The sequence below is a fragment of the Actinoplanes sp. NPDC048967 genome, assembly GCF_040649415.1.
GTDB lineage: Bacteria > Actinomycetota > Actinomycetes > Mycobacteriales > Micromonosporaceae > Actinoplanes.
Window position 1 is genome coordinate 160,035 of the sequence record NZ_JBEZFL010000011.1, and the last position, 24,000, is coordinate 184,034.

General features: G+C 72.5%; 21 protein-coding genes. 10 read left to right on the forward strand and 11 right to left on the reverse strand.

All coding sequences use genetic code 11. The features are described from left to right. The first annotated feature begins 40 nt into the window (after positions 1-40). The 5 genes from AB0C12_RS37145 to AB0C12_RS37165 are packed head-to-tail and all read left to right on the forward strand — an operon-like array spanning position 41 to position 6,393. Positions 41-859, forward strand: a complete 819-nt coding sequence (locus tag AB0C12_RS37145; protein WP_360555082.1) for a glycosyltransferase — start codon at positions 41-43, stop codon at positions 857-859. Next, positions 856-2,304, forward strand: a complete 1,449-nt coding sequence (locus tag AB0C12_RS37150) for a glycosyltransferase family 4 protein (protein WP_360555083.1) — start codon at positions 856-858, stop codon at positions 2,302-2,304. Before AB0C12_RS37145 ends, AB0C12_RS37150 begins: the two co-directional genes overlap by 4 nt. Before the next feature lie 35 nt (positions 2,305-2,339). Then, positions 2,340-3,545: a glycosyltransferase family 4 protein gene (locus AB0C12_RS37155; protein ID WP_360555085.1), complete on the forward strand. Its 1,206-nt coding sequence runs from the start codon at positions 2,340-2,342 to the stop codon at positions 3,543-3,545. Continuing rightward, the gene (locus tag AB0C12_RS37160; RefSeq protein WP_360555086.1) at positions 3,542-5,122 is read left to right on the forward strand and encodes a hypothetical protein; all 1,581 of its coding nucleotides are present in this window, start codon (positions 3,542-3,544) and stop codon (positions 5,120-5,122) included. The genes AB0C12_RS37155 and AB0C12_RS37160 overlap by 4 nt, the downstream gene beginning before the upstream one ends. After that, complete coding sequence (locus AB0C12_RS37165; protein WP_360555088.1) at positions 5,119-6,393, forward strand: lipopolysaccharide biosynthesis protein; 1,275 nt, start codon at positions 5,119-5,121, stop codon at positions 6,391-6,393. Before AB0C12_RS37160 ends, AB0C12_RS37165 begins: the two co-directional genes overlap by 4 nt. Here AB0C12_RS37165 and AB0C12_RS37170 read toward each other — a convergent pair. From AB0C12_RS37170 to AB0C12_RS37185, 4 genes are all read right to left on the reverse strand, one after another. Continuing rightward, positions 6,390-7,898 (reverse strand): hypothetical protein, encoded by a 1,509-nt coding sequence (locus tag AB0C12_RS37170; RefSeq protein WP_360555089.1) that lies wholly within the window; start codon positions 7,896-7,898, stop codon positions 6,390-6,392. The genes AB0C12_RS37165 and AB0C12_RS37170 overlap by 4 nt on opposite strands. A 360-nt stretch (positions 7,899-8,258) precedes the next feature. Next, on the reverse strand, positions 8,259-8,393 hold the full coding sequence (locus tag AB0C12_RS37175; RefSeq protein ID WP_360555091.1) for a hypothetical protein: 135 nt from the start codon (positions 8,391-8,393) through the stop codon (positions 8,259-8,261). Between the two features lie 233 nt (positions 8,394-8,626). Further along, positions 8,627-9,544 (reverse strand): NAD-dependent epimerase/dehydratase family protein, encoded by a 918-nt coding sequence (locus tag AB0C12_RS37180; RefSeq protein WP_360555093.1) that lies wholly within the window; start codon positions 9,542-9,544, stop codon positions 8,627-8,629. Between the two features lie 249 nt (positions 9,545-9,793). Then, a complete protein-coding gene (locus AB0C12_RS37185; protein WP_360555094.1) occupies positions 9,794-10,843 on the reverse strand; it encodes an aldo/keto reductase in 1,050 nt (349 codons plus the stop codon). A 73-nt stretch (positions 10,844-10,916) separates the two neighbouring features. Between AB0C12_RS37185 and AB0C12_RS37190 the strand changes: the two genes are divergently transcribed. Then, positions 10,917-11,453 (forward strand): TetR/AcrR family transcriptional regulator, encoded by a 537-nt coding sequence (locus tag AB0C12_RS37190; protein WP_360555095.1) that lies wholly within the window; start codon positions 10,917-10,919, stop codon positions 11,451-11,453. A 66-nt stretch (positions 11,454-11,519) separates the two neighbouring features. Here the strand turns inward: AB0C12_RS37190 and AB0C12_RS37195 are convergent, their stop codons facing one another. The 4 genes from AB0C12_RS37195 to AB0C12_RS37210 all read right to left on the reverse strand — a co-directional run bounded on the left by AB0C12_RS37195 (position 11,520) and on the right by AB0C12_RS37210 (position 16,546). Further along, positions 11,520-12,368: a CHAT domain-containing protein gene (locus tag AB0C12_RS37195; RefSeq protein WP_360555096.1), complete on the reverse strand. Its 849-nt coding sequence runs from the start codon at positions 12,366-12,368 to the stop codon at positions 11,520-11,522. Between the two features lie 1,091 nt (positions 12,369-13,459). Continuing rightward, entirely contained in the window at positions 13,460-14,137 is a 678-nt protein-coding gene (locus tag AB0C12_RS37200) for a hypothetical protein (RefSeq protein ID WP_360555097.1), read from the reverse strand. Between the two features lies 1 nt (position 14,138). Continuing rightward, positions 14,139-16,214 (reverse strand): M91 family zinc metallopeptidase, encoded by a 2,076-nt coding sequence (locus tag AB0C12_RS37205; RefSeq protein ID WP_360555099.1) that lies wholly within the window; start codon positions 16,212-16,214, stop codon positions 14,139-14,141. Further along, on the reverse strand, positions 16,214-16,546 hold the full coding sequence (locus AB0C12_RS37210; RefSeq protein ID WP_360555101.1) for a type VII secretion target: 333 nt from the start codon (positions 16,544-16,546) through the stop codon (positions 16,214-16,216). Before AB0C12_RS37210 ends, AB0C12_RS37205 begins: the two co-directional genes overlap by 1 nt. An 88-nt stretch (positions 16,547-16,634) precedes the next feature. On the opposite strand from AB0C12_RS37210, the gene AB0C12_RS37215 reads away from it, so the two are divergent. The 3 genes from AB0C12_RS37215 to AB0C12_RS37225 all read left to right on the forward strand — a co-directional run bounded on the left by AB0C12_RS37215 (position 16,635) and on the right by AB0C12_RS37225 (position 18,679). Next, entirely contained in the window at positions 16,635-17,252 is a 618-nt protein-coding gene (locus AB0C12_RS37215; RefSeq protein WP_360555103.1) for a sigma-70 family RNA polymerase sigma factor, read from the forward strand. Then, positions 17,249-17,464, forward strand: a complete 216-nt coding sequence (locus AB0C12_RS37220; RefSeq protein WP_360555104.1) for a hypothetical protein — start codon at positions 17,249-17,251, stop codon at positions 17,462-17,464. Before AB0C12_RS37215 ends, AB0C12_RS37220 begins: the two co-directional genes overlap by 4 nt. A gap of 93 nt (positions 17,465-17,557) precedes the next feature. After that, entirely contained in the window at positions 17,558-18,679 is a 1,122-nt protein-coding gene (locus AB0C12_RS37225; RefSeq protein WP_360555106.1) for a beta-propeller fold lactonase family protein, read from the forward strand. Here the strand turns inward: AB0C12_RS37225 and AB0C12_RS37230 are convergent. The 3 genes from AB0C12_RS37230 to AB0C12_RS37240 are packed head-to-tail and all read right to left on the reverse strand — an operon-like array spanning position 18,673 to position 23,064. Further along, a complete protein-coding gene (locus tag AB0C12_RS37230; RefSeq protein ID WP_360555108.1) occupies positions 18,673-19,731 on the reverse strand; it encodes a hypothetical protein in 1,059 nt (352 codons plus the stop codon). The genes AB0C12_RS37225 and AB0C12_RS37230 overlap by 7 nt on opposite strands. Before the next feature lie 43 nt (positions 19,732-19,774). Then, positions 19,775-21,484 (reverse strand): ABC transporter ATP-binding protein, encoded by a 1,710-nt coding sequence (locus AB0C12_RS37235; protein WP_360555109.1) that lies wholly within the window; start codon positions 21,482-21,484, stop codon positions 19,775-19,777. Beyond that, positions 21,481-23,064, reverse strand: a complete 1,584-nt coding sequence (locus tag AB0C12_RS37240; protein ID WP_360555110.1) for an ABC transporter ATP-binding protein — start codon at positions 23,062-23,064, stop codon at positions 21,481-21,483. The genes AB0C12_RS37235 and AB0C12_RS37240 overlap by 4 nt, the downstream gene beginning before the upstream one ends. 115 nt (positions 23,065-23,179) lie before the next feature. On the opposite strand from AB0C12_RS37240, the gene AB0C12_RS37245 reads away from it, so the two are divergent. Next, a complete protein-coding gene (locus AB0C12_RS37245) occupies positions 23,180-23,995 on the forward strand; it encodes an alpha/beta fold hydrolase (RefSeq protein ID WP_360555111.1) in 816 nt (271 codons plus the stop codon). Positions 23,996-24,000: the final 5 nt, after the last annotated feature.

The following is a 24,000-nucleotide window of genomic DNA, read 5'->3' on the forward strand; positions in this document are numbered from 1 at the left end:
AGCGCCGACCGCCATGCCGTTCCCGATGGATGAGGACTCCATGACTTCCGCTTCGCCGACGAAGCCCGCCACCCCCGAACCGTTCACCCGAAGCGCGGACCTGCGGTGTCTCCCGCTGCGGCCTCGGCTACCGGACGGCCTCGACCTCGAGATCGTCGTCCCGGCCTACAACGAGGAACGCCGCATCCGCCCCACCCTGCTGGCTCTGGGACGGCAACTGCGGGACATGCCGATAGCGGCCGGTCTGCGGGTCGTCGACAACGGCAGTTGCGACCGGACGGCCGAGATCGTCGACCAGGCGGGAGACATCGGCGTACCGGTCGCCGTCTCCGGCTGCTCGCGGCCCGGCAAGGGCGCCGCCGTCGCGCGCGGCATGGTCACCAGCTCCGCGCGCTGGGTCGGCTTCTGCGACGCGGACCTGGCGACCGATCCGGGTGCCATCGCCGACGCCGTACGGCTGCTGGAGCGGGGCTGGCAGGTGGTCGTCGGCTCGCGTCGCTGCGCTCAGGCCCGCGTCGTCGCCCGGCAGCCGCTCGTACGGCGGCTGGGCAGCTCCGCCTTCCACCGGGTGACCCGCCGGTACACGGGCGGGATCTCCGACACGCAATGCGGGTTCAAGTTCTTCGACGGTCTCGTCGCGTCCGTACTGTTCGGCGGTATCGAGCTGGACGGCTTCGCCTTCGACGTCGAGGTGCTGGCCCGGGCGCACGCCATGGGCCTGAGCATGGTCGAGCTTCCGGTCGAGTGGCGGGATCAGCCGGGCAGCACCTTCGCGCCGGTACGCGACGGCGTACGGGTCGCCGGCGACCTCTGGCGGCTGCGGCGCATCTCCCCGGCCTGGACGCAGGTGGTGGCGTGACGACGACGGAGCCGCGCCTCGACCGGCACGCGCACATCGTGATCTGCAACTGGCGCGACAGCCGGCATCCCCAGGCCGGCGGGGCCGAGCTCTACTGCGAGCGGGTGGCCCAGCAGTTGCGCCGCCGAGGTGCCCGGGTCACCCTGCTCACTTCCCGTCCCAGGGGTGCCGCCCGGTCGGAGGAGACCAGCTCCGGCCGGACCGTGCGCGGCGGCGGAACCTTCACCGTCTACCTGTACGCACTGTGGTGGCTGCTGTGGCACCGGCGCTCGGTCGACGCCGTCATCGACTCGCAGAACGGCATCCCGTTCTTCTCCCCGCTGGCCGTTCGCCGGAGCACGCCGGTGATCCTGCTGATCCACCACGTGCACCAGCACCAGTTCATGCTCTACTTCCGCTGGCCGCTGAACCGGATCGGACAGTGGCTGGAGAAGAACGCGAGCCGGCGCGTGTACCGCGAGCGGGCGATCTGCGTGGTGTCGCCGTCCTCCCGTACCGAGGTTCGCCGCCAGCTGCGCCTGCGCGGGCCGATCTTCGTGGCGGCGTGCGGGCAGGACCGCCCGGTCGGCCCGGACCGGGTGCGGTCGGAGCGCCCGCGCATCGTGGTCGTCGGTCGCGTGGTCGGGCACAAACGCTTCGACGTGCTGGTCCGGGCGATGCCCACGATCCTGGCCCGCTGCCGTGGCGCGGAGCTGCACGTCGTCGGCGATGGCGCCCAGCTCGATGAGCTGCGACAGCTCGCCGAGGCCACCGGAGTCGCCGACGCCGTCCACTTCCACGGCCGCGTCAGCGACGAAGCCCGTGACCGGCTGCTGCGCAGCGCCTGGGTCACGGTCGGCAGCTCGGTCGGCGAAGGCTGGGGCCTGTCGATGGTGGAGGCCGCCGCGGCCGGGGTGCCCGCCGTCGGACTGCGGGTGCCGGGGCTACGGGATTCCATCCTGGACGGGCACACCGGCTGGCTGGTCGATGAGGTGGACGACCTGGGCAGCGCCGTCGTCGACGCCCTGCACCGGCTCACCGAACCCGGGCCGGCGGCCGCCATGGAAGAGCGTTGCCGCGCCTGGGCCGCCCGCTTCACCTGGCAAGCCACCGCCGACCGGCTGTTCGCGGTCCTGTCCGGCGAGTACGGCCGCCTCCGGGCCGGCGCGACCGCTCCCGCCCGGGCCAGTGATGCCACCACCCTCATCGAACTGCCGGTGAGCGGGCTGTTCGGCGCGGATCTGAGCAAGCTCCCCGGCACCGACCAGATCGACTTCGGTGCCGATTCGGTCCGGTTGCTGATGTTGGGCGGTGACGAGCACGACGCCCTCGTACGGCTGCGCCTCAGCGGTGTCGGAGGACCCGTGACCGCCCGGCCCGCCCGCCCGTTCGAACTGCTGGGCTGGCCGCACAACCTGCTGGACGTCCGCCGGCCGGAGACTCTCACCCCCGCCGCACCGGCCTGACCTCGACCCTCCCGACGATCAAGAAACGCCATCGCATGACGCTGAGCACCACACCCGAGGCGGCGGCCGGACCGCGGCGCCTCCGGATCATCCATTTCGCGTACGAGGACAGACGGCAGCCGGGAGCGGGCGGTGGCTCGGTCCGGACCCACGAGATCAACAAACGGCTCGCCCGCAACCACGACATCACCGTCGTCGCCGCCGGCTGGCCGGGCGCGGCGGACCGGGTCGAGGACGGCGTCCGCTATCGGCACGCCGGCTCGGGCCGCACGCGGGCCAGGGCGCTGGCCTATTTCGCCCGGCTTCCCTGGCGCGCGATGACCGCCGACGCCGATCTGATCGTCGAGGATTTCGGCGCCCCGATCAGCACCGTCGGTCTGCCGTGGTTCACCGGCACGCCGGTGGTGGCGATGGTGCAGTGGCTGTTCGCCGATCGCATGGCCAGGAAGTACCGGTTGCCGCTGCATCTGATCGAGCACCTGGGTGTGCGGGCCCACCGCCATTTCATCGCGGTCTCCGCGGACCTGGCGAGCACCCTCGCCGCGCGGCGGCCGGACACCCGGGTCGACGTCGTCCCGAACGGGGTCGAGGAGATCGCGTTCGCTGCCGATGCCGGGCGCGTGGCGCCGCGGGACCGGCCGTCGATCGCTTTCCTGGGCCGGATCGATACCGCGCAGAAGGGCCTCGACGTCCTGATCCGGGCCCTGCCGTCGCTCCCGGGGCGCTCGCTCGCGGTGATCGGGGACGGCCCCGACGAGGCCGAGCTGCGGCGCCTCGCTCGCGCGCTCGGCGTCGACACCCGGATCAGCTGGCTCGGCCGCGTCGAGGGGCAGGCCAAATACGATCTGCTCGCCGCCGCCGGCGTCGTCGCGGTTCCCTCGCGCTTCGAGACCTTCGGGATGGTGGCCGTCGAGGCGCTCGCCGCCGGCACGCCGGTGGTGGCCTCGGACATCGACTGCCTGCGCCAGGTCGTTCCCGGCACGGCCGGGCGCCGGGTGCCGGTGGACCGGCCGGACCTGCTGGCCGAGGCGTTGTGCGCACTCCTGGAGGACGAGGCGACGGCCGCCCGGCTCGGCTCGGCCGGCCGTGAGTTCGCGCGCGGCTTCAACTGGGACCAGCTCGCCGCACAGCAGGAACGTATCTATCTGTCGGCCGCAGGCGAGCCCCGCCCGCGCCGGCCTCTCCCCCGATCCCGGTTCCGCCGGGCGGCCGCATCCGACGAGATCCGGAGTCTGGCGTGAAAGCCCCATCCGTGTACGACCGCGAGCGGACCTCGTTCGTTTCCCGGCCATGGGCACTGACCACGCGCCGGGACGCGCCCCGGCCCGTCGCCCGCAACCTTCTGTGGCCGGTCGTCGCGACGCTCGCCGCAGCGGTGTTCGCACTGCGCTTCACCGGTCTCGGCACCGCTTACGACGCCTTCATCGACGAGCCGTTCTACACCCAGATGGGCGCGTCGGTGGCAGCCGGTCATCTTCCGCCGCTGAACTTCGGCACGCCGTTTCTGCTGCACCCACCCGGATTCTTCCTGCTCGAATCGCTGTGGCGCGAGGTCGTGCCGGTCGACGGCGACCTGTACCACGACATGATCCTGATGCGGCTGATGCAGCAGCCGTTCGCGGTCGCCACCGCGCTCCTGCTGTTCGGGCTCGTCCTGCGCCTGGCCGGGTTCGTCCCGGCGGTGGTTGCCGCCGCGCTGTTCGCGCTGGACGCCTTCATCCTGCGGCAGAACGGCCGGGTCCTGATCGAGACCGCCACGGTCGCTTTCGTCATGGCCGGCTACCTGCTGCTGATCCGCCTGGCCGAAGGCCGCACCAGGCGGCGGACGCTCGTCGCGGTCGGTGTCGGCTCGCTGTTCGCGGCGGCCGTCCTGACCAAGGACATGGCCCTCCTCATCACCGGCGCCCCGATGGCCGTCATCGCCGTACGCTCATCGGTTGTCCGCCGGTCCGAGGCACTGATCGCCGCACTGATCCCGGTGGCCGCCTACCTGACGTACGCGCTGAGCCTGGTCGCCGGCGGATACGGCGGCGCCTTCTGGAGCGCCAAGACCTCCGGGTTCGCGCGGCTGCTCGGCGCGCACGTCGTCACCGGTTTCAACGCGCCGGGCACCCCGTCGCTCGCCGGCGTCCTGTGGTCCCAGGCATCCTTCTACGGCGGCAGCTATCTCCTGGTCGGCCTGGGCACTCTGGCCGGCCTCCTGCTGCTGGTCCGGCCGGCGAACCCCGCCCAACGGATCCTGGGCCTCTGCACGACGGCGGCCGCACTGATGACCGGGTACAACGGCCTGTTCGGCACGTTCGAGGAGCACTTCCTCTACTTCCTCGAACTGCCCGCCCTGGCCGCCCTGGCTGTCGTCGGCGCGCACCTCTGGCGTCATGAGATCACGCTGCCCCCGCGCCTCACCGCGGCGGCCAAGCCGGTCGTCGCCACCGCCCTGGTGGTGCTGTTCGGCCTGAACGCGGTCTCCTGGGAGCGAACGCGGGCCACCCCGGACAACGCGCATCAGCTCGCGGTGCAGTGGTTGAAGGACCACGCACCGGCCGGCACCAAGGTCGCCTGGACCGACGAGCTGACCGAGTACGGGCTGCAGGGCTCCGGCCTGGTGGCGGTGCGGCTGGACAAGCCGGACCGGATGGCCCGCGAACCCGCCACCTACCTCGTGACCTGCGAAAAGATCATCGATCAGGGCTACTCCTTCGCCTCCCGGTCGAGGGTCGACTGGTTCACCCACCGGTCCACCAAGGTCTTCTCGCACGTCGGCCGGTCCTACGGCGAAGTCGCGGTCTACCGGACCGCCGACCCGGACTCGTGGTGACCCGGCTGCTCATCGACGGGCGCGGCACGAAGCCCCGGGCGCTGCCCCCGGCCGCGTCCGGGCCGGGCCGGCGTCTCGGGGGCGGTGCGCTGCTGATGGCCGGCGCCCTGCTCACCGGTGGGCTGAACTACCTCTACTCGCTGGCGCTGATCCGCCTGCTGCCGGCGCCGGAGTTCGCCAAGGTCGCCTCGCTCAACTCGCTGCTGCTGATCGCCGGCACCGTCGCCGCCGCCACGATTCCCTGGGTCGTGGCCAGGGAGGTCTCCAACAGCACCGCGCGCTCAGCGCGACGACGCCGAGCTGTCAGCTTCGCCCTGGTGGCGTCGGTGTCCGGCGGCATGCTCGCTGCCGCCGTCATCGCCCTGCTCCAACTGCGCTACACCGACCCGGCGCTGCTGGTCCTCAGCGGCACCGCCGGCGTGGCGATCTTCGTCTCGAGCGTGGCGGCCGGGCAGCTGCAGGGTGAGCAGCGCTTCGGCCGGCTGGTCGTCTTCCGCCTGCTCGAAGTCACCGTCAAGGTGGCCACCGGCCTGGTCCTGGCGTACGTCACCCGTTCGGCGGTGGCGGGCATCGCCGGATTCGCGGTCGCCGCGGTCGGCTGCGCGCTGTACGGGCTCTGGCTCGTGCGGGCGGAGCTGAGCCGGCCGACCCTGCAGGCAGCGCTCGGCCGGGACCTGTGGCGCCACGCCGCCGGAATCGGTTCCGTCCAGGGCGCGGTCGCGCTGCTGCAGGCCACGGACGTCATCGTGCTGGGGCTGACGGTGGGCAACACGACTGCCGTGGCCGGCTACCAGGCGATGCAGGTGATCGGCCGGACACCGGTCTTCCTGGCGGGCGCCGTCGCGATCGCGGTGTTTCCCCGCCTGTCGCGAGAAGCCGACACCCGGCGCGCCTGGACGCTGTTCCGGCGATCGTTGCGGACCTATCTGATCGCCGCGGGCGCTCTCACCCTCATCATCGGCTTGTTCCCGCCCGGCATCGCGCGCCTGATCTTCCCGGCGTCCTACGGCGTCCATCACCACCTGCTGCTGCCCGTCGCGCTGGCCGGCTTCGCCGCCGGCCTGCTCACCTTGCTCGCCACGTGGTGCCAGGCCACCGACCGCTACCGACTGGTGTTGTCGCTGCTCGGCGCCGGCGTGCTGCTGACGGCGACGGTGCTGGCGCCGATGGCCGCGGACATCACCCGTACGGCCTGGGCCACCGCCGGCTGCCTCTACGCACTGTCGGCAGCCTTGTGGCTTCTCGCCCGCGGCCGGCAGGACAGACCCTAGGAAGCGAACTTTTCCTCGTTGAACCAGAAGACCGCGCTGTAGCCGTAGCCTGCCGCGGCGGCGAATGCCGCTCGCACTGTGGCGCTGTCCGCGCCGGCGGTGTTCTCCCCGGCGACCGGACGCCCGTTCGCGCGGGCGATGGCGGACAACTCCCGCGCCGGGCTCCACCCGCCCTCATCGTCGCCCGGATAGGCGGTGGGGCCGTCGATCCAGGTCGTGTACGGCGTGATGCTCACGTCACCGGCGGGGTAGGCCGCCACCTGGGCCGCCCAGTCGGTGCCCTGGCTGATGTCCTGGCCCAGCGACGCCGTGCTGGTCGCCGAGAGGTCGAAGCTGATCGCCTCGGCGGCCTGATCCGTCTTCGCTCGCGTCCGGACCCCGTACGACGGGTAGAGCACGTACAACATGCCCCGGAAACCCGCCGCGCGGTAGGTGGTGATCTGCCAGTTCTGGTAACCGGTCAGCGCGTTGCGGTACCAGTTCCAGAAGGCCCGCGCCTTGCCGTGGGTGAAATCGGCCGCGCTGGTCCCCGAGGTGATGGTGACGTCGTCGTACCAGAACGTGCCCGGCGCCGCGCCCAGCAACTGAACCGTCTGTGTCGCACTGCGCGCCACGAACGTCGATCGCACCGTCGTCCAGACCCCGGCCGCGCTGATCTTCGCGCAGGTGCCGGTGGTTCCGGCGATCCGCACACAGGGCGCGACCCGGTTCGCCGACTTCACCCGGGCGGTGAGCGTGTACTGCCGCCCGGCCACGACCCGCACGTTCTGACTGGTCACGCTGCTCGTCTTCTGCAGGGCGTGGGCCACTTTGTCGCCCGCCGCGAACGTCCATCCGGCGGTTCCGGCCTCGAAGGTCCCGTTCACCACCGGGTTCGGGATCCACCCCGGCACCGGGTTGCTCTTCAGCGCGTTCCCGCTGTAGCCCCAGAGCGAGTTGGCCCCGGAGATCGGGTAGTGCAGCTCCCCGTACCACCCGCCGCCGACCCGGATCCCGGCCAGGCTGCCCGCCCCCAGGTCTTCGACAACCTTCTTGAGGTACGTCCCCAGAGCCGCCCGCACCGCCGGGTCGAACACGACGTCGGGGACGTCCTTACCGGGCTCCTGGGACGCGTACGCGTTCCCGTACTGGTCGACGAACCGCGTGTGCTGGCCGAGCCCGAAGACCCATTTCGGGGTGTAGTGGATCCCCGGGTCCGCCACCACCGCGAACCCCTGAGCCCGGTAGGTCGCCAGCTCGGCCCGCTTCGCCGCCGCATAGGTCGCGGACCACTGCCCGTTGGCCGGCTGGTACGCGTCCCAGGCCAGCTCCAGCGTCTTCTGCGTGACCCCGGCGCCCCGCTGGGCCGGCCCTCGCGACGTGTCGACGTACGGCGCCGCCGACCCGGTGACCATGCCGACCGTCAGTTCCTGTCCGGGGGTCGCCGAAGCCGCCGGCACGGAAACGACCGCCACGACCGCGGCCACGACCGAGCCGACCACACCACGAAGAATCTTCTGGACCATGCGTCGCCCATCGGTCGCGGCGACGGCTTTCTCAAGCGTCGATCCGTTCTGCTACCGACCGGAAACGCATTGACTCCGCTGAAGCGCGTGCCGGGACGACCCTTGCTCGACGCTTGTCATCCATCAGGGATGAGGGACGCCAACGAGATATCCCTCATCGTTCGATGCACGGCCGCCACGTGGGTACCGGCCGGCGGTCGATGACAGGTTGAAGGGAGGCCACGCCATGGCGAAGAAGTCGAAGAAAGACAAGAAGGGCAAGAAGAACAAGAAGAAGTGACCGGGCGCCGATGGCGCGTCCGCGTGCGGCCGGTGCGGCACCCCCTGAGGGTGCCGCACCGGCGCGTGCCGCCAACCGGCTCAGTGCCTGGACCTCAGCTTCCGGAAACCCTTGGACAGCTTCGCCTGCGTCTTCGGGTCCTTGGCCTTGCGGATCATCTCCTTCTCGAGTTCCTTCGCCTTCGGCGACTTCGCGGCCTTCGCCATCCTGCTCATGAGCTTTCCCATGCGGCCCTGCCCTCTTCTCCGACGCAATCCGGGCGGCTACTCGATCGACGCGCTGAGGTACGCGTGTAGGTCACTGTGGGGCGCGTCCCGTCGGCGCGCCTCATCCAGCCCGGATGACCTCGGGTCAGCGCCGGCCGCCCCGGTTGCCCGCCGCGAACGGGCGCAGGGCCCGGCGATCGGGGCGGCGGGAACAGGGTGCCCGCGCAGCCGGCGGCCGTTGCCTACTTCGCCAGAGCGAGCAGACTCTCGCCCGTCTCAGCGATGGTGTCCTCGATCGGCCGGGGCTTCCAGCCGAGCAGCCGCTCAGCCTTCTCAGCGGTGGCGTTCAGATCGCGGCCCAGCGCCGCACGCAGCGAGCGGACCTGAGGGTTGATGCGGGCCAGCGCCCGGGCCACCCACAACGGCATCTCCCGGGTGGGCACCTTGGCCGCCCGCTCGCCGAGCCGGTCGCGGAGCACCGCCGCAACATCACGCAGCCACAGACTGGGCCCGGCGGTCGCGATGAACCGTTCGCCCGCGGCGGCCGGCTCGGTCATCGCGAGCAGGTGCAGGGCAGCCACGTCGCGTACGTCGACGTAGCCGGTGGCGAACGGCAGCAGGGCCGGCATCGATCCGTCGAGCATGCGGGCGACCGCGATCAGCGACGGCGAATAGTCCGCGCTCAGCACCGGGCCGAGCACCCCGGTCGGGTTGACCGTGGACAACTCGAGCCCGCTGCCCTCCCCGGCCACGAAATCCCAGGCCGCTCGTTCGGCGAGCGTCTTGGACCGCTGGTACGGGGCGATGTCGGCGTCCACGTTCGTCCAGTCCCGTTCGGTGAACGGGGTGTCGCGCGGCGGGTGACCGTAGGCGATCGCGCCGATCGCGGAGGTCAGGACCACGCGCCGGACGCCCGCGTCGCGAGCCGCGCGCAGCACCCGCAGCGTGCCGTCGATGGCCGGGCGCACCATCTCGTCGTCGGTGCGCGGCACCTGGGTCAAGGTGGGCGACGCGACGTGCAGCACCGCCTGGCAGCCGGCCGCCGCCTCGTGCCAGCCCGCGTCGTCCCGCAGATCGGCGCGCAGGACCCGGAGGTTGTCTCCGGCGTCCACGCCGCCGTTGCGCAACCGCGCGCGCCTGCGGCTCGCGCGCCAGGTCACGCACCGTCGTGCGGACCGAGAACCCGGCGCTGAGCAGGGCCAGGGCGCACCAGCTGCCGAGGTATCCGGATCCGCCGGTCACCAGAACTTCAGCCATTTCTCGGCCTTTCTCGCGTGACGATCTCGTTGATCAGGAGCGGGCTAGGTCCTGGTGCATGACCTCACGCGGCTTGGGATGACGGCGTCCGGAGCTGCGGCGCGATATCGCCGTCACGCCGTCCACCGGAATGGGCACGGCGTCCTCAGCCCCTAGGCGTTGACGTAGCCGGGGATGCGGGCCCTGAGCTTGCGCATCTCGGCCTCGTCCGAGATGCCCTGGAAGTCGTGCCGGGGCGTGTAGGGCTGCTCCAGCGCGGCGAGCTCCGCATCGGTCAGCTCGATGTCCAGCGACGCGACCGCTTCGTCGATCTGGGCGGTCGTGTTGGCGCCGACCAGCGGTGCGGTGACCACGGGCTGGTGGTGCAGCCAGGCCAGCGCCACCTGGGCCCGGCCGACCCGGCGCTCCGCGGCGATCGCCCCGACCGCGTCGATGACGGCCTTGTTCGCGGCTTCCTGCGCCGGCGTGTAGAGCAGGTCGGCGTACGAGCCGTCGGTTTCCGCGCGGGCCGTGGCCTTGGCGTCGTCCCAGGCCCGGGCCAGCCGGCCGCGGGCCAGCGGGCTCCAGACGATCGTGCCGACGCCCTCGTCGAGGCAGAGCGGGATCATCTCGCGTTCCTCCTCACGGGCCAGCAGGTTGTAGTGGTCCTGCATCGTGACGAACCGGGCCCAGCCGTGCTGCTTCTGCAGATTCAGGGCTTTGGCGAACTCCCAGGCGTGCATCGACGACGCCCCGAGGTAGCGGACCTTGCCCGCCCTGACCAGGTCGTCGAGGGCCTCGAGGGTCTCCTCCCACGGGGTCGCCCGGTCGTTGCGGTGAATCTGGTAGAGGTCGATGTAGTCGGTGCCGAGCCGCCGCAGGCTGTGCTCGACCTCGGTCATGATCGCCTTGCGCGAGAGACCGCCGCTGTTGGGTCCCGGCCGCATCGGGTGGCGCAGCTTGGTGGCGATCACCACCTGGTCCCGATCGGCGAAGTCGTGGAGCGCGCGGCCCAGGATCTCCTCGCTGGATCCGTACGAGTAGAGGTTGGCGGTGTCGAAGAAGTTGATGCCCGCGTCCAGGGCGTGCTTGATCAGCGGCCGGCTGGTCTCCTCGTCCAGCGACCACACCGGGTGGCCGCGGCCGGGGTCGCCGTAGGTCATCGCGCCGATGGCGATCGGCGAGACATCCAGGCCGGTGGTGCCGAGCTTGATGAAGCGCATGCTGCTCCTCTATCGTTGCGGAGAGGTCTCCACTACCGTACCGGAGACCTCTCCATTTAGCCAAGAGGGTGGCATGGTCCGTTCCGACGCTCGCGCGAACAGAGCCCGCATCCTGGCGGCCGCCCGCCAGGCCTTCGCCGAGGACGGTGACACCTCGATGAACCAGATCGCCCAGCTGGCCGGGGTGGGCCCGGGCACTCTCTACCGCAACTACCCGTCCCGTGAGGCGCTGGTCCTGGCCATCTACCAGGACGAGGTCGACCGCCTCACCGGCTCGGTGCCGGACCTGCTGACCACGCTGGCGCCACCGGAGGCACTGCGGCGCTGGACCACCGACCTGGTCGACGCCATGCGCCAGAAGCACGGCCTCGGCGACGCGCTCAGCCCGATCGCCCACAAGACGATCTCCGAGCAGAGCTACGGCCCGGTCATCGCGGCCATCACCCAGCTGCTCGACGCGGGCAAGACCGACGGCTCGATCCGCGCCGACGCCGAGCCCGGCGATTTCCTCCAGCTGACCGGCGCCCTCTGGCGAGCCGCACCGGACCGGACGCAACCCATGCTGGCCCTGATCCTCGACGGGCTGAGCGCCCACCGGCACCGCCGCTGAGCATCCGTCAGGGCAGGTCTGCCGGCGGTGGTGCGCAGCCACACCCTCCCCGGATCATGGGCCGCATCACCGGCCATGGTGGACGTGAGCGGCCCATTGCGTCGGCAAGGCGGGATGACGGGCGCGGTGGGCCCGAACGGCGTGATGCAGGGCCGTCGCCGCGAGGGTGGGATCCGGGTCGGAGGTGCCCGGCCCGAGGAGGCCGCGGTAGAAGTCCTCGGTGATCATCGCGGCGGCGCGGTCGTTGACCGGCCACAGGGTGCCGACCACGGCCCGATATCCGGCGAGCTGGAAGGCGGCCGTCAGGTGCGCCGTCTCATCGGCATGGAACGCCGTGGTGTGGGTGACGCTGCACGCGGACAGGTAGGCCAGTTCGCCGTGGTCGAGACGCAGGCCGCTGATGGCGGTCACTGTCAGCGGCCGTTCCCGGTGGTCGTGCAGCAGTAGGCGGTTCTCGGTGGAAGTGAGCAGGTCGGCGACTCCGTGGCAGGCGAAATGCGTGATCTCGTGCTGCGGCAGGGCCTCGATGACGGTGGCGTGGCCGGGTGAGCGCAGGATCGTCGCGGCCGGCAGCAGTCTTTCCAGCACGCGGGCTTCGGCAGCGGCCCCGGGCAGCGGCGGGGCGCCCGGGGCGTCGGGGACGGACACGACCAGGACGGACGCCGCTTGACGGGGCCGGGACCGGGCGCGATCGGAGTGAGCGAGCGCACGGATCGTGGCTGTATAGGAGGAGACCACCCGGTCCAGCACGGTGTCCGGCCCGCCGTCGGCATGGTGGCCCGCGGCGTGCAGCGGCAGCAGCGCAGAAAGGCCGACCGGGCACCACCAGATCCGCGGCCACGGCTGACCGCCGCTCGGCAGACCGGTGTGGCCGAGGCGTCGAGGACCGGTGCCGCCGCGGCGTCCCACAGCCACGCGAGGATCGCCAGGACGTCGCGCTGAGCCTGCCGCCGGCCGGCGACCGCGCCCGGCTCCGTGGCGACCTGCTGGGCCTGTTGCAGGGCCGTGACCCGCCGGTCGACCGCCTCCCGGGTGAACAGCGGCAGGTCCACGACGACGGGCTCGCCGGGACCGCCGGTGAGAATCAGCGCGCTGCCGTGGTCGCGATGGGCGACGACGCAGACGATCGGCCCCCGGGTGGCTTGTTCGCCGAGCTTCCCGATCGTCCCGGCGCGATCGTCGCGCCGGACGAGCTCCCTGCCCATGGCGACGCTCCGTACCTGCTCCATCAGTTCCAAGGCCCGGGCGGGCGTGCCGGCCAGGATCGCGGCCTCCGCCGCCGTCGAGGCCAGATCCACCACCTTGATGGAACGGTTGACGCGGTCATCGTCATGGTCGTATCGCGCCGCCAGGGCCCGGCCCAGATGAAACTGGGCCATCCCGCGCTCGGGGTGGGACCCGGGCGAGCGTGCGACGGCTTCCCGGCCCACTCGGATCGCTGCGGCGAGATCCGCCGGCCGCTGGTGCACGGTGAACGACGTCACCAGAGCGGCACAGAGCTCGTGCAGCTCCCCGCCCAGTGCGGACGCCTCGCGCAAGGCCGGGACCGCCTCGTCGGCCAGGTCCGGCCGGCCGCCGTGTTCGGCCGCCGCCCACAACATCGTGCCCCACGCGCCGAGAAGGTCCGCCCGCTTCGGATCGCCGGGTGGACATGCGGCGACAACGCCACGCGTCAGCTCGGTGGCCTCGTCGATCAGAGCGTCCTCCCGGGTCCTCAGGAACAACGCGGTGAGGGCATTGGCCAGTCGTACCTGGAGAACGCCGATCTCGGGAGAGCCGGGCCGCGCGTCAGCTACCGCGCGCCGGCTCAGTCGGATGCCTTCCTCCAGTACCGCCAGCTCGCCGTACGCGGTGTGCTGCCGCAGCAGCAGGGCGCTCGCAACGGAGGGCTTGTGCGTCAACTTCCGGGCTGCGATGGCCAGCCCACCGGGCAGGACGACGGGGGCCAGGCAGCACAGCACATCGATCATTGTCACTCAGGGCGATACACCGCGGCGGAGCATCGGTCAGGGCAGATCTTCGGGTGGTGCGCAGGCCAGGTGCTGACGGTCGCCGCCCGCGTGCACGTACCGGGCCTTGCGGGCCCCCGCCGGCGCCGGGCCGTCGGGTGAGGCGTAGAGAGATGGCTGCGGGCCGGCGGACGTCTCGAACGGCGTCGGCGGAATGTCCTTCGCCCGCGCCACGCCCACGCAGAAGACGACCTTCGTGGCCTCTTTCGGGAGCTGCAACGCGGGCTTGAAGGCGAAACCGTACGGATGAGCGACCTTGAGCGGCAGCCGCACCGTGACCGACCCGGTCAGCTCAGCCCCGGCCGGAAGCACCGTCCCGAACTGGGTGTACGGCCGGGCCAGCCCCACCTTCGGCGGCTGCGCGAAGAGCCGCTGCGACACCTCGATCGTGTCCTCGTCACGGGGCACGACCCAGGCCCCGGGCGAGTTGGACACACCGCCGTCCGTGTCGGCGGAGCTGCCGTTGAAGACGGCGATCTCGGCCGGCTCATCGTTGCGCAGCGTGTACGTCCAGGTCAGCGCCGTCGGCGTACGGGCGAAGGTCGCGGTCAGGGTGGCCGCCACCTCCGGGCCGGGGCGGTCGGGCAGCGTGGGAGCTTCCTCGGTGCAGGCGGCCGCGCCCAGCAGGACGGCAGCGGCGAGCACGGCAGAGGCGACGCGAGAGCGGAGGCGCATGTCAGTACGACGGCCGCCGGGGCGCGCCCAGTTCCTCGCGGAGGCCGTTCTCCGTGAACTGCAGCGGGTGGTCGGGGTCGATCTGCTCCGGGGTGGACGGGTCGTCGTCGTGGTCGATGGGCAGGCCCGCCGCCACCCGTTCGTAGTTGGGGACGCCCTGGTTGGCCGGGCCCTGGTACGTGTCCTCGTCCAGGGTGTCGTTGGCGTAGTCGTAGACGTGAGCCATCTCGTGGTAGAGGACGGTCACCGGCGGGCTGTTGTGCACGGTGTCGAACGACGGGTTGTATTCGATGGCCCACTTCTCGCCGAACAGCAGGTTGTCGTCCGGCCACGGCGCCTTGCCGTTCTCCTCGGTCAGCTCGGAGATCGTCAGGCCGTTGCCGTCGTAGAACCAGTTGGCGCTGTCGTCGCTGGCCTTCTGCAGGTTGGCCAGCATCTGCTGACCGGTCGGTGAGGCCCGCAGCAGGTCCAGGTCGGCCTCGACCCGGGCCACGAAGTCCGGCGAGCCGGTCACCTTGATGAAGTCGACGTCGTCGGAGACCTCGACGTTGACCACCCGCTCGGCCCCGCTGACGGTGTCGTCGTTCTGGCCGAACACCTGGTCGTTGCCCGCTCCCGCGACGACCGTGTCGCGGCCCCAACCGGAGTAGAACTTGTCGTCGCCGGTGCCCCCGCGCAGGACGTCGTCGCCGCGGCCACCGGAGATCATGTCGTTGCCCGCCCCGCCGGTCAGCTCGTCGTTGCCGACCCCGCCCTCCAGGTAGTCCTGGCCCGCGCCGCCGTCGACCGAGTCGTTGCCGCCCATGCCGTACGCGGTGTCGTCACCCAGACCGCCGCGCAGGCGATCGTCACCGTCGCCGCCGTCGAGGTAGTCGCGCCCGTCGCCGCCGTCGAGGGTGTCCGCCCCGCCTCGGCCGTACAGGTTGTCGGTGCCGGCGTTGCCGCGGACGGTGTCCGTGCCGTCCTGGCCGTCCAGGGTGTCGTCGCTGTCGCCGCCCTCCAGCAGGTCGTCGCCGGCGCCGCCGGTCACGTTGTCACGGCCGAGGCCGCCGTAGACGCGGTCGTTGCCGTCTCCGCCGTGCACGTGCTCGACGATCTCGACGCCGTTCCACTCCGGGCCGGTCTCGTGGGGCAGCCGATCGCGGCTCGCCCCGGTGGTGAGGCGGTCGTCACCGCCGCGGCCCTCGATGTGGTCGCGGCCGTCGAGGCCCAGGATGCGGTCGTTGCCGTCGCCGCCCTTGAGCACGTCGTCGCCCTCGCCGCCGAGCAGCGTGAGCTTGACCCGGGTGCCGGGAGCGACGTCCACGGTGTCGTTGCCCTCCCCGGCCCGGATGGTGAGCTGGTAGTTCGGCGGGAAGGTGGTGCTGACGCCGTTCACGGTGACGATCTGTTCACCCGTACGCGGATCGACCCGCACCTGGACGGAGTCGTTGCCGGGCCCGGTGTTGAGGACCACCGACTCGCCGTCGTAGATCCAGCTGGTGGTGCGGGCCTCGGGTGGCAGGGTCCAGCCGTCGTCCCGGCCGGCGGCGATGGTCTCCCACGCGCCGGCCAGGCTCTGCACCTCCTGGCGGGCGGTGTCGAGCTTGCCGTTCTGCACGACGAGGTCGCTGTCGAGGTCGGCGCGGATCCGCTGGGCCTCGGTGATGGCCGTGTTGATCGGCGCGATGTCCTCGGCGGTGCGCGGCCGGAACGTGACACCCACGCTGGTCACCGTGGCCGGCACGGCTGCCGTGGCGCGGGCCAGGGCATCGGCCAGGGCGCTCTGGGCTGTCCGGAGCAGGCCCGAGACGTTGCCGAGCGCCACCCCGAAGCTGTCGGCCGCCTCCACCACCTCGTCCACGGCGCGGCCGAGCTTCTCCCGGTGGTCGTGGTAGGTGTCCGCGGCGTCGCCGGACCAGGCCTCGCCCCGCAGCGGTGCGGCCGCGTGGTCGACCGAGTCGCGTGCGGTGGAGGCGGCCCGGGCGAAGCCCCGCCAGTGCTCGGCGGCGCGGTCCAGAGCGCCGGGGTCGGCCTCGAGCTCCCAGACGTTGTCGAGGGTCACCGGGTCGGGCGGCGGGATCTGCGGAGACGTCATCAGATCGGCTGCCGTCCGCCGCCGGCCCGGCGCTGCCGTTCGGCGGCCTCGGAGTCGGCCTGCTGGTAGGCGAACGCCACCCGGTAGAGCCGGTCGACGTCACCCTCGTAGACACCGGTGATGCGGCGCCACGTGGCGTCCATGGCCGCCTCGGCCCCGGCGGCCGACGCGGCGAAGGCGGGCCCGGCGAGCGCGTTGCCGAACGCGGCACCCGGCGGCGTGACCCCGCCCTGGGCCGCCGACCAGCCGTCGGTCATCGCGTCGGCGGCCGCCAGGGTGGCCTTCGCCAACCGGACGATCGCGTCGGGATCGGCACGCACCTCATCGGCCATGGGCAGCACGCTAACAACTCCGGGCCGGCCGCGGTGCCCCGCTTCCGGCTCCGCGGCCGGGTGCGGAGATGGTCGTAGCCTTGGCCTCGTGGATCTCGACGACACGTCCGAGCGGTGGCTGGCCGACCTGCGGGCCGACAGTCCCACCCGGGACGCCGCCCACGCGCGGCTGCACGAGCTGCTGCTGCGGGCCGCCCGGGCCGAGGCCGGCCGCAGGTCGGCCCAGGTGGCCATCGGCGGGGTCGAACTCGACGACCTCGCCCACCAGGCCGCCGCCGATGCGATGCTCGCCGTCCTCGGGAAGCTGGCGGATTTCCGGGGCGACAGCCGCTTCACCACCTGGGCCTACAAGTTCGTGGTCTTCGAGGTGTCCGCCAAGATCGGCCGGCACTTCTGGAAGCGGCAGCCGGCCGTGGCGCTGCAGGAGTCCGACTGGGAGAGGTTGCCCGCCCGGTTCGGCTTCTCGCCCGAGCGCGAGGCCGAGTGGCGTGAGCTGCTGGAAGCCCTGCGGCACGCGGTGGAGCAGGAGCTGACCGGCCACCAGCGGCACATCTTCACGGCGATCGTGCTGAACGGCGTCCCGTTGGACAGCCTGTGTGTCGAGCTGCACACCAATCGCAATGCCATCTACAAGGCCCTGTTCGACGCGCGGCGCAAGTTGCGGGCCGCGCTCGTGGCCAAGGGACATCTCCGGGAGGACGCATGAGCGCTCACATCGATCTGGACGCGTTCCTGCGCACCGATCCCCGGGACGTCGGTTGCGGCGGGGCCATGGCGGTTCTGCACGCGTACGCGGAGCTGCATGTCGCCGATCCGGCGGAGGCCGCGCGCCGCTATCCGGGGGTCGCCGCCCACCTGCGGGCGTGCGGGCCGTGCTCGACGGACTTCGAGGGTCTGCTCGCGCTGATCGCGGAGTGAAGGTTCTTACCGATCGCTTACGCGACGTAAGGCTCCCGGCGGTGCCGGACGCCAACAGGGCGTCCGAAAGTCACCCTTGAAGGGAGCCTCCCGATGAGGCACACCACTCGCGCCGCTGCGATCGCCGGCGTGGTCGCCGCCGTGACCGCCACCGCCGCCGGCCCGGCGGCCGCCGCGACCGGTCACCGTCCGTCCGGCGCGGTCTTCGTGCAGGCCAACGGCCTGGACGGCAACACGATCGTGGCGTACGACCGGCAGCTGCACCCGGCCGGCACGTTCGCGACCGGGGGCCGCGGCGGCATCGAGGCGGGCGCGGTCGCCGACCCGCTCGCCTCACAGGGCTCGCTCACCCTCGATGCCCGCCGGCACCTGCTGTACGCGGTCAACGCCGGCAGCGACACGATCACCGTCTTCGGCGTGCACGGCACCCGGCTCACGCGGCTCCAGGTGATCGGCAGCGGCGGCGCCTTCCCGGTCGGCGTGGCCGTCCACGGCGACCTGGTCTACGTGCTCAACGCTCGCGACGGCGGCTCGGTCCAGGGCTTCCGCCGGATCGGCTCCCGGCTGGTGCGGGTGCCGGCCTGGCATCGCGCGCTCGGGCTCGACCCGGCGGCCGCGCCGGAGTTCACCCACTCCCCCGGCCAGGTGGCCTTCAGCCCGGACGGCCGGCGCCTGCTGGTCACCACCAAGGGCAACACCGACGAGATCCTGGTGTACGGCGTGGACGCCCTCGGCGCCCCGGCCCCGCACCCGGTCCGCAACGCCCAGCCCGGTACGGCCCCGTTCGCGCTGGCCTTCGACCGGTTCGGGCACGTCGTGGTCGCCCAGGCCGGCCCGAACGCGGCAGCCACCTTCGACCAGCGCCGCGACGGACGGTTGATCCCGCGGGCCGCCACGCCCACCGGCGGCCAGGCCACCTGCTGGGTGATCGGCGTGAACGGCACGTTCTACCTGTCCAACGCGGGCAGCGCCACGATCACCGCCTTCCGCACCCGGGCCGACGGGACGCTGCAGAATCTCGGCACCACGAGCACCGCGGGCGCCGGCACGATCGACACGGCCGCGTCGTCCGACGGCAAGGTGCTGTACGCCCAGACCGGCGGCGGCACCGACGCAGTGCAGGCGTTCACGGTCGGGCGCGACGGCAAGCTCACGTCGACCGGTTCGGTGACCGTCCCGGGCGGGGCGAACTCCGAGGGCATCGCCGCCTACTGACCGGCCGGCAGCCGGTGGTTGGTCTCCGTGACCGCCGCCACGAGGTCGGCGTACGGCTCGTCCCACGGATCCTTGAGCCCGAAGCCGCGTTGCGGATTCTCCACCCAGCTGCACCAGTGCCAGCCCAGGCACCACGGCCGCGCGACCAGCGCCTCGGCGGTGACGCGATATCCGTCGCCCCGTTCGCGCTGGTCGCGGGCCCAGCCGGTACGGCCCGGGCTGAGCACCGTGGGACACCAGTTGCCGGTGTCGGCGATCAGGACCGGGCGGCCGGTGCGCGCGTGCCAGCCGTCGATGGTGGACAGCGCCGCCTCCAGCCGTTCCGGGCCCGGTCCGGGGAAGAGCTGCACCGACAGCACGTCGACGTGCGGCGCCATCGCGTCGAGCACCGCCGCCGGGACGCCGGCGCGCAGCCCGTACCGGTCTCCCAGGATCAGGTGGTGCGGGTCATGGCGCCGGATCGCCTCGGTGGCCACCCGGTAGTAGGCCTCGGCGATCGTTCCGAGGTCCTCGGCCGGATAGCCGGCGCCGGTGGGATGCGCTCCCCAGGCGGGTACGTCGACGAGAAAGTAACCGAGCAAGTGCGGGTCGTCCGGCCGGCAGAGCGTACGCGCGAGGTGGTCGCACCACTCGGCGAAGGCCGGTCCACGCGGGTCGCGGTAGGCGGGCACCCCGTTCCAGTGCTCGATCTCCGCGACCCGCATCGACAACGTGTACGGGATCCCGGCCTCGGCCAGCAGATCCGGCGGCAGGCCCTCGGAGTGGCCCAGGTCGACCGCGCGGCCCTCGGTGGCCAGGCCCGAGCCGCTGACGTACTCGGCGGTCCAGCCGATGGTGTTGAAACCCCACGCCCGCAGCTCCGGCACCAGCCCCTCGTGCAGCCAGCGCCGGCGCGACCCGCCGTAGCGGTCCCGATGGATGCCGGCATTGTGCGGGTAGCGCAGGTTGGTGTCGTCGGCGTGGACGACCCCGATCGACAGGAAAGGGCGGCCGTCCGGCGTCAGCAGCCGCCAGCGGTCGCCGTGCCGGACAGTGCGGACGGCATCAGTCATGGTCATGCCTCGTTCGCGTCAGCCGCCGCGGCTTTCTTACCGGTCAGGTGCCGTGCCAGGTGCGCCACAGGGACGCGTACGGGCCGCCGGCCTCGAGGAGCTCGTCGTGGCTGCCCAGCTCGATGATCCGGCCGCCGTCCATGACCGCCACCCGGTCCGCGTCGTGCGACGTCTCCAGGCGGTGGGCGATCGCGATGACCGTACGGTCGTGCAGCACCGCCGCCAGGGCCCGTTCCGCGCTGCGGGCCGCCGTCGGATCCAGCAGGGCGGTCGCCTCGTCCAGGATCACGGTGTGCGGGTCGGCCAGCACCACCCGGGCCAGGGCGAGCTGCTGGGCCTGGCCGCCGCTGGGCGGGTCCTCGCCGAGGTCGCGGTCGAGGTCGTCGGCCCAGTCGGCGCCAACCGTCTTCAGCGCCCGGCGGAGCACGTCGTCCGGGGCCGGCACCATCAGGTTCTGCCGCAGGGACTCGCGGAAGACGTGGTGTTCCTGCGTCACCAGCACCACCTGCCGGCGCAGCTCGTCCGGGGGCAGGTCGGCGATGGGCACGCCGCCCACGGTCACCGATCCGGCGTCCGGGCGGTCCACGCCGGCGATCAGGCGGGCCAGGGTCGACTTGCCGGCGCCGGAGAGGCCGACGATCGCGAGCCGCTCCCCCGGCCGTACGGTCAGGTCCACGTCGTGCAGGACGTCCTGGCCGGACTCGTACGCGTAGCGCACCGCCCGTACCTCGATCCGATCGCCGTCCGGCGCCCGGATCACCCGGGTCCGGTCCGCGGGCACCGCGGCGAGTCCTTCGACGCGGGCGAACGACGCCGCGCTGCTCTGCAGTTGCTCGATCCAGAGCGTGATGCTGTCGATCGGCCCGACGAGCTGACGCAGGTACAGCACCGCCGCGGCGACCGTGCCCAGGGTGACCGAGCCGGCGAAGTACAGCGGGCCGCCGATCAGGAGCACCAGAACGACCGGCACCACGTACGACATCTCCACCACCGGGAAGAACACCGTCCGCAGGCCCAGCGTGGCCAGCCGGGTGCGCCGGGTCTCGGCGATCGCCGCGTGTCCCTTGGCCAGCCGGCGCTCGCGCAGGTCGAAGGCCTCGATCGTGCGGGCGCCGGTCGTCGTGGCGGCGAGCTCGTCGGCCATCACCGAGTTGGCCGCGCCCTCGCGCAGGTACGCGTCCCGGGCCCGGCGCAGATACCACCGGGTCACGAACCAGATGCCGGAGAACCCCAGCAGCCCCGCCACCCCGAGCGGCGGGCTGACCACCACCACCGCGGTGACGATCAGCAGCAACTGCACGACGGCGATGAACACCTGCGGCAGCGAGTCCCGCAGGGTCGTGGCGACGGCGTCCACATCGGTCGTACCGCGGGCGGTCAGGTCGCCGGCCGGTACCCGTTCGACCACCGCGGGCGGCAGGTCCAGGGACCGTTGCAGGAACTCCTCGCGGACCCGGGCGGCGGTGCGTTCGCCGAAGCGGTAGCCGGCCGTGAGCGCGTACCGGGAGAGCAGCATCTGCGCGACCGCGCAGGCCAGCACGGCCAGGGCCAGCCGGTCGACCTGACCGGCGCCGGACCCGGCGGTGACCGTGTCGATGATCCGGCCGAGCAGCCACGGACCGCCCAGGCCGGCCAGCGCGGCCAGGGCGTTGAGGACGAGCATCAGCCCGACGGTGCGGCGGTCGGCGGCCAGCAGCCGCCGGGCCGCCCGCGTGACCAGCTGCTGGTCCGCGATCGGCAGTGCGACGCTCACGCTTGTTCCTCCCCGAAGACCCGGGCGACCAGCCGGACGTAGCCGGGCGCGGAGTGCAGCAGTTCCCGGTGCGACCCGCTGGCCGCCACCCGGCCGTCGACCAGGTAGTGCACGACGTCGGCCCGGTCCAGCAGCGCCGGCGAGGTGGTCGCGAGGACCGTGCCGCGACCCGCCCGGGCGGCCCGGAGCCGTTCGGCGATCGCCGCCTCGGTGTGCGCATCCACCGCGGAGGTCGGGTCGGCGGCCAGCAGCATCTCCGGCTGCTGGTAGAGCGCCCGGGCCAGCCGTACGCGCTGACGCTGGCCGCCGGAGAGGTTGCGGCCGCCCCACTCGACGGGGTGGTCCGGCTCGCCGACGTCACGGGCCGCCGCGGCCTCGATCGATGCCCGGAAGCGTTCCTGCTTCGGGGTTTCGCGGCCGGCGACCACGTCGCGCAGCGGATCGGCGAACAGGTCGGCCTCGTGCTCGGCGAGGAGGATCCGTGCGCGCACCTCGTCGCGCGCGATGCTGTCGAGCCGGACGCCGCCCCAGGTCGCGTCGGTCGGGCCGTAGCGGCCCAGCCGCTCCAGCACCGCGGCCGCGTCGGCCGGCCGGTCCGCCGCGAGCGCGGTCAGCCGGCCCGGCTCGGCCGACACCCCGGACACCGGATCGTGCAGGACGGCGGGCCGGTCCGGGGCGGGCCGGCCGGTGGTGTCGTCCGGTGGCAGGCGCAGATACGTGACCACGTGCCGGGCGGCGACCAGCCCGCGGGTGATGTCGAAGCCGCAGAAGATCATGACGTTGACCGGGATGACCAGCATGGCCGTGTAGCCGTACACCGCGATCAGCTCGCCGGCCGTGAGCTCACCCGCAGCCGCCTCCCGCGCCGCCAGCCAGACCACCACGGCCAGGAAGACCCCGGGCAGGCCTTCCCCGAACGCGCCGACCCAGCTGCTCGCCCGGCCCACCCGGTAACCGAGGTCGCGCAGGCCGGCGGAGCTGCTCCGGTACCGCGCCAGGTGGCCCTCCTTGCCGCCGAGGCCGTTGAGGATGCGCAGCCCGGTGAGCACGTCGACGAGCTGGGCGGCCAGCGCGCCCTGCCGCCGCCGGTACCGGGCCCCGGCCGCCTGCACCCGGACCAGCAGCGGCCCCACGGCCAGGGCGAGGACCGGCACGCCGGCCAGCACGACAACCGCCAGCAGCGGCGACGTGCGGAACAACAGGACCGCCACCACCGCGTACGCGAGCACGCTGGCCACTCCGACGCCGCCGACGTTCATCGCCCGCCCGATCGTCCACACGTCGGCGATCCCGATGGTGACCACCTCGCCGGAGGTGACCCGGCGGGGCAGGGCGGCGCCGAGCCGGGTCGCATGGGTCAGCACCGCATCGGCGGTCCGCAGGGCGGCGGCCAGCCGCAGCTTGGTCATGGACCGGTGCCGCATGATGCCCAGCCCGGCACTGGTCAGGCCGACCAGCAGCACCGCCGCCGTCCAGGCGAGCAGGGTGCCGGGCCGGCGCGGACCGAGACCACGGTCGATGGCCTGGGACAGCAGGAAGGGCGTGAACGCGAGGCTGGCGAACCAGAGCGAGCCGAACATGGCGCCGAGCAGAACCCGGCCTTTCAGTTGTCCAGCGAGCCACCAGAGGTAACGTGCGGGTCCCCGGATATCCACGGACCCCATGGTGCCTGGCGACAATGGAACGGTGGTCAGGATGTCGGTTGTGATCCGCGCGGCACTCGTCGTGCTGCTGCTCCTGGCCCTGCTCATCGCATCGGCGTGGCTGCTGCAGCGGCGCCTGATCTACTTCCCGGACCGGTCCGCGCCGCCGCCCGCGGCCCAGGTGCTCGCCGGCGGGCAGGACGTCTCCCTGCGTACCGGTGACGGGTTGGACCTGGCCGCCTGGCTGGTCCGGCCCCCGCCGGGGACGACGGACCGGCAGGTGGGCGTGCTGGTGGCTCCCGGCAATGCCGGGAACCGGCTCGCCCGCGTGCCGCTCGCCGCGGCGCTGGCCGACCGCGGCCTCACCGTGCTGCTCGTCGACTACCGCGGCTACGGCGGCAATCCCGGCAGCCCGACCGAGGAGGGCCTGGCCCAGGACGTCGACGCGGCCCGGGCCTACCTCGCCGCCCGGACCGAGCGGTTGCTCTACTTCGGCGAGAGCCTGGGCGCGGCGGTGGTGACGGCTCTCGCGACCCGGCATCCGCCGGCCGGCCTGATCCTGCGGTCACCGTTCATCGACCTGCCGGCGGCGGGCCGGGAGCACTACCCGTTCCTTCCGGTACGGCTGCTCGCGCGCGACCGGTTCCCGGTGCGGGACCACATCGGCGGGGTCACGGCCCCGACGCTCGTCGTCTACGGGACGGCCGACTCAGTCGTCCCACCGGCGCAGAGCAGGGCTGTCGCCGACAGCGCGGCGGGACCGGTACGGGTTGTCGTGGTCGAGGGCGCGGACCACAACGACGCGTCGTTGCTCGACGGCCGCCAGCTCATCGACGCCGTCACCGAACTGGCCGGAGGCAACCCGTGACCACG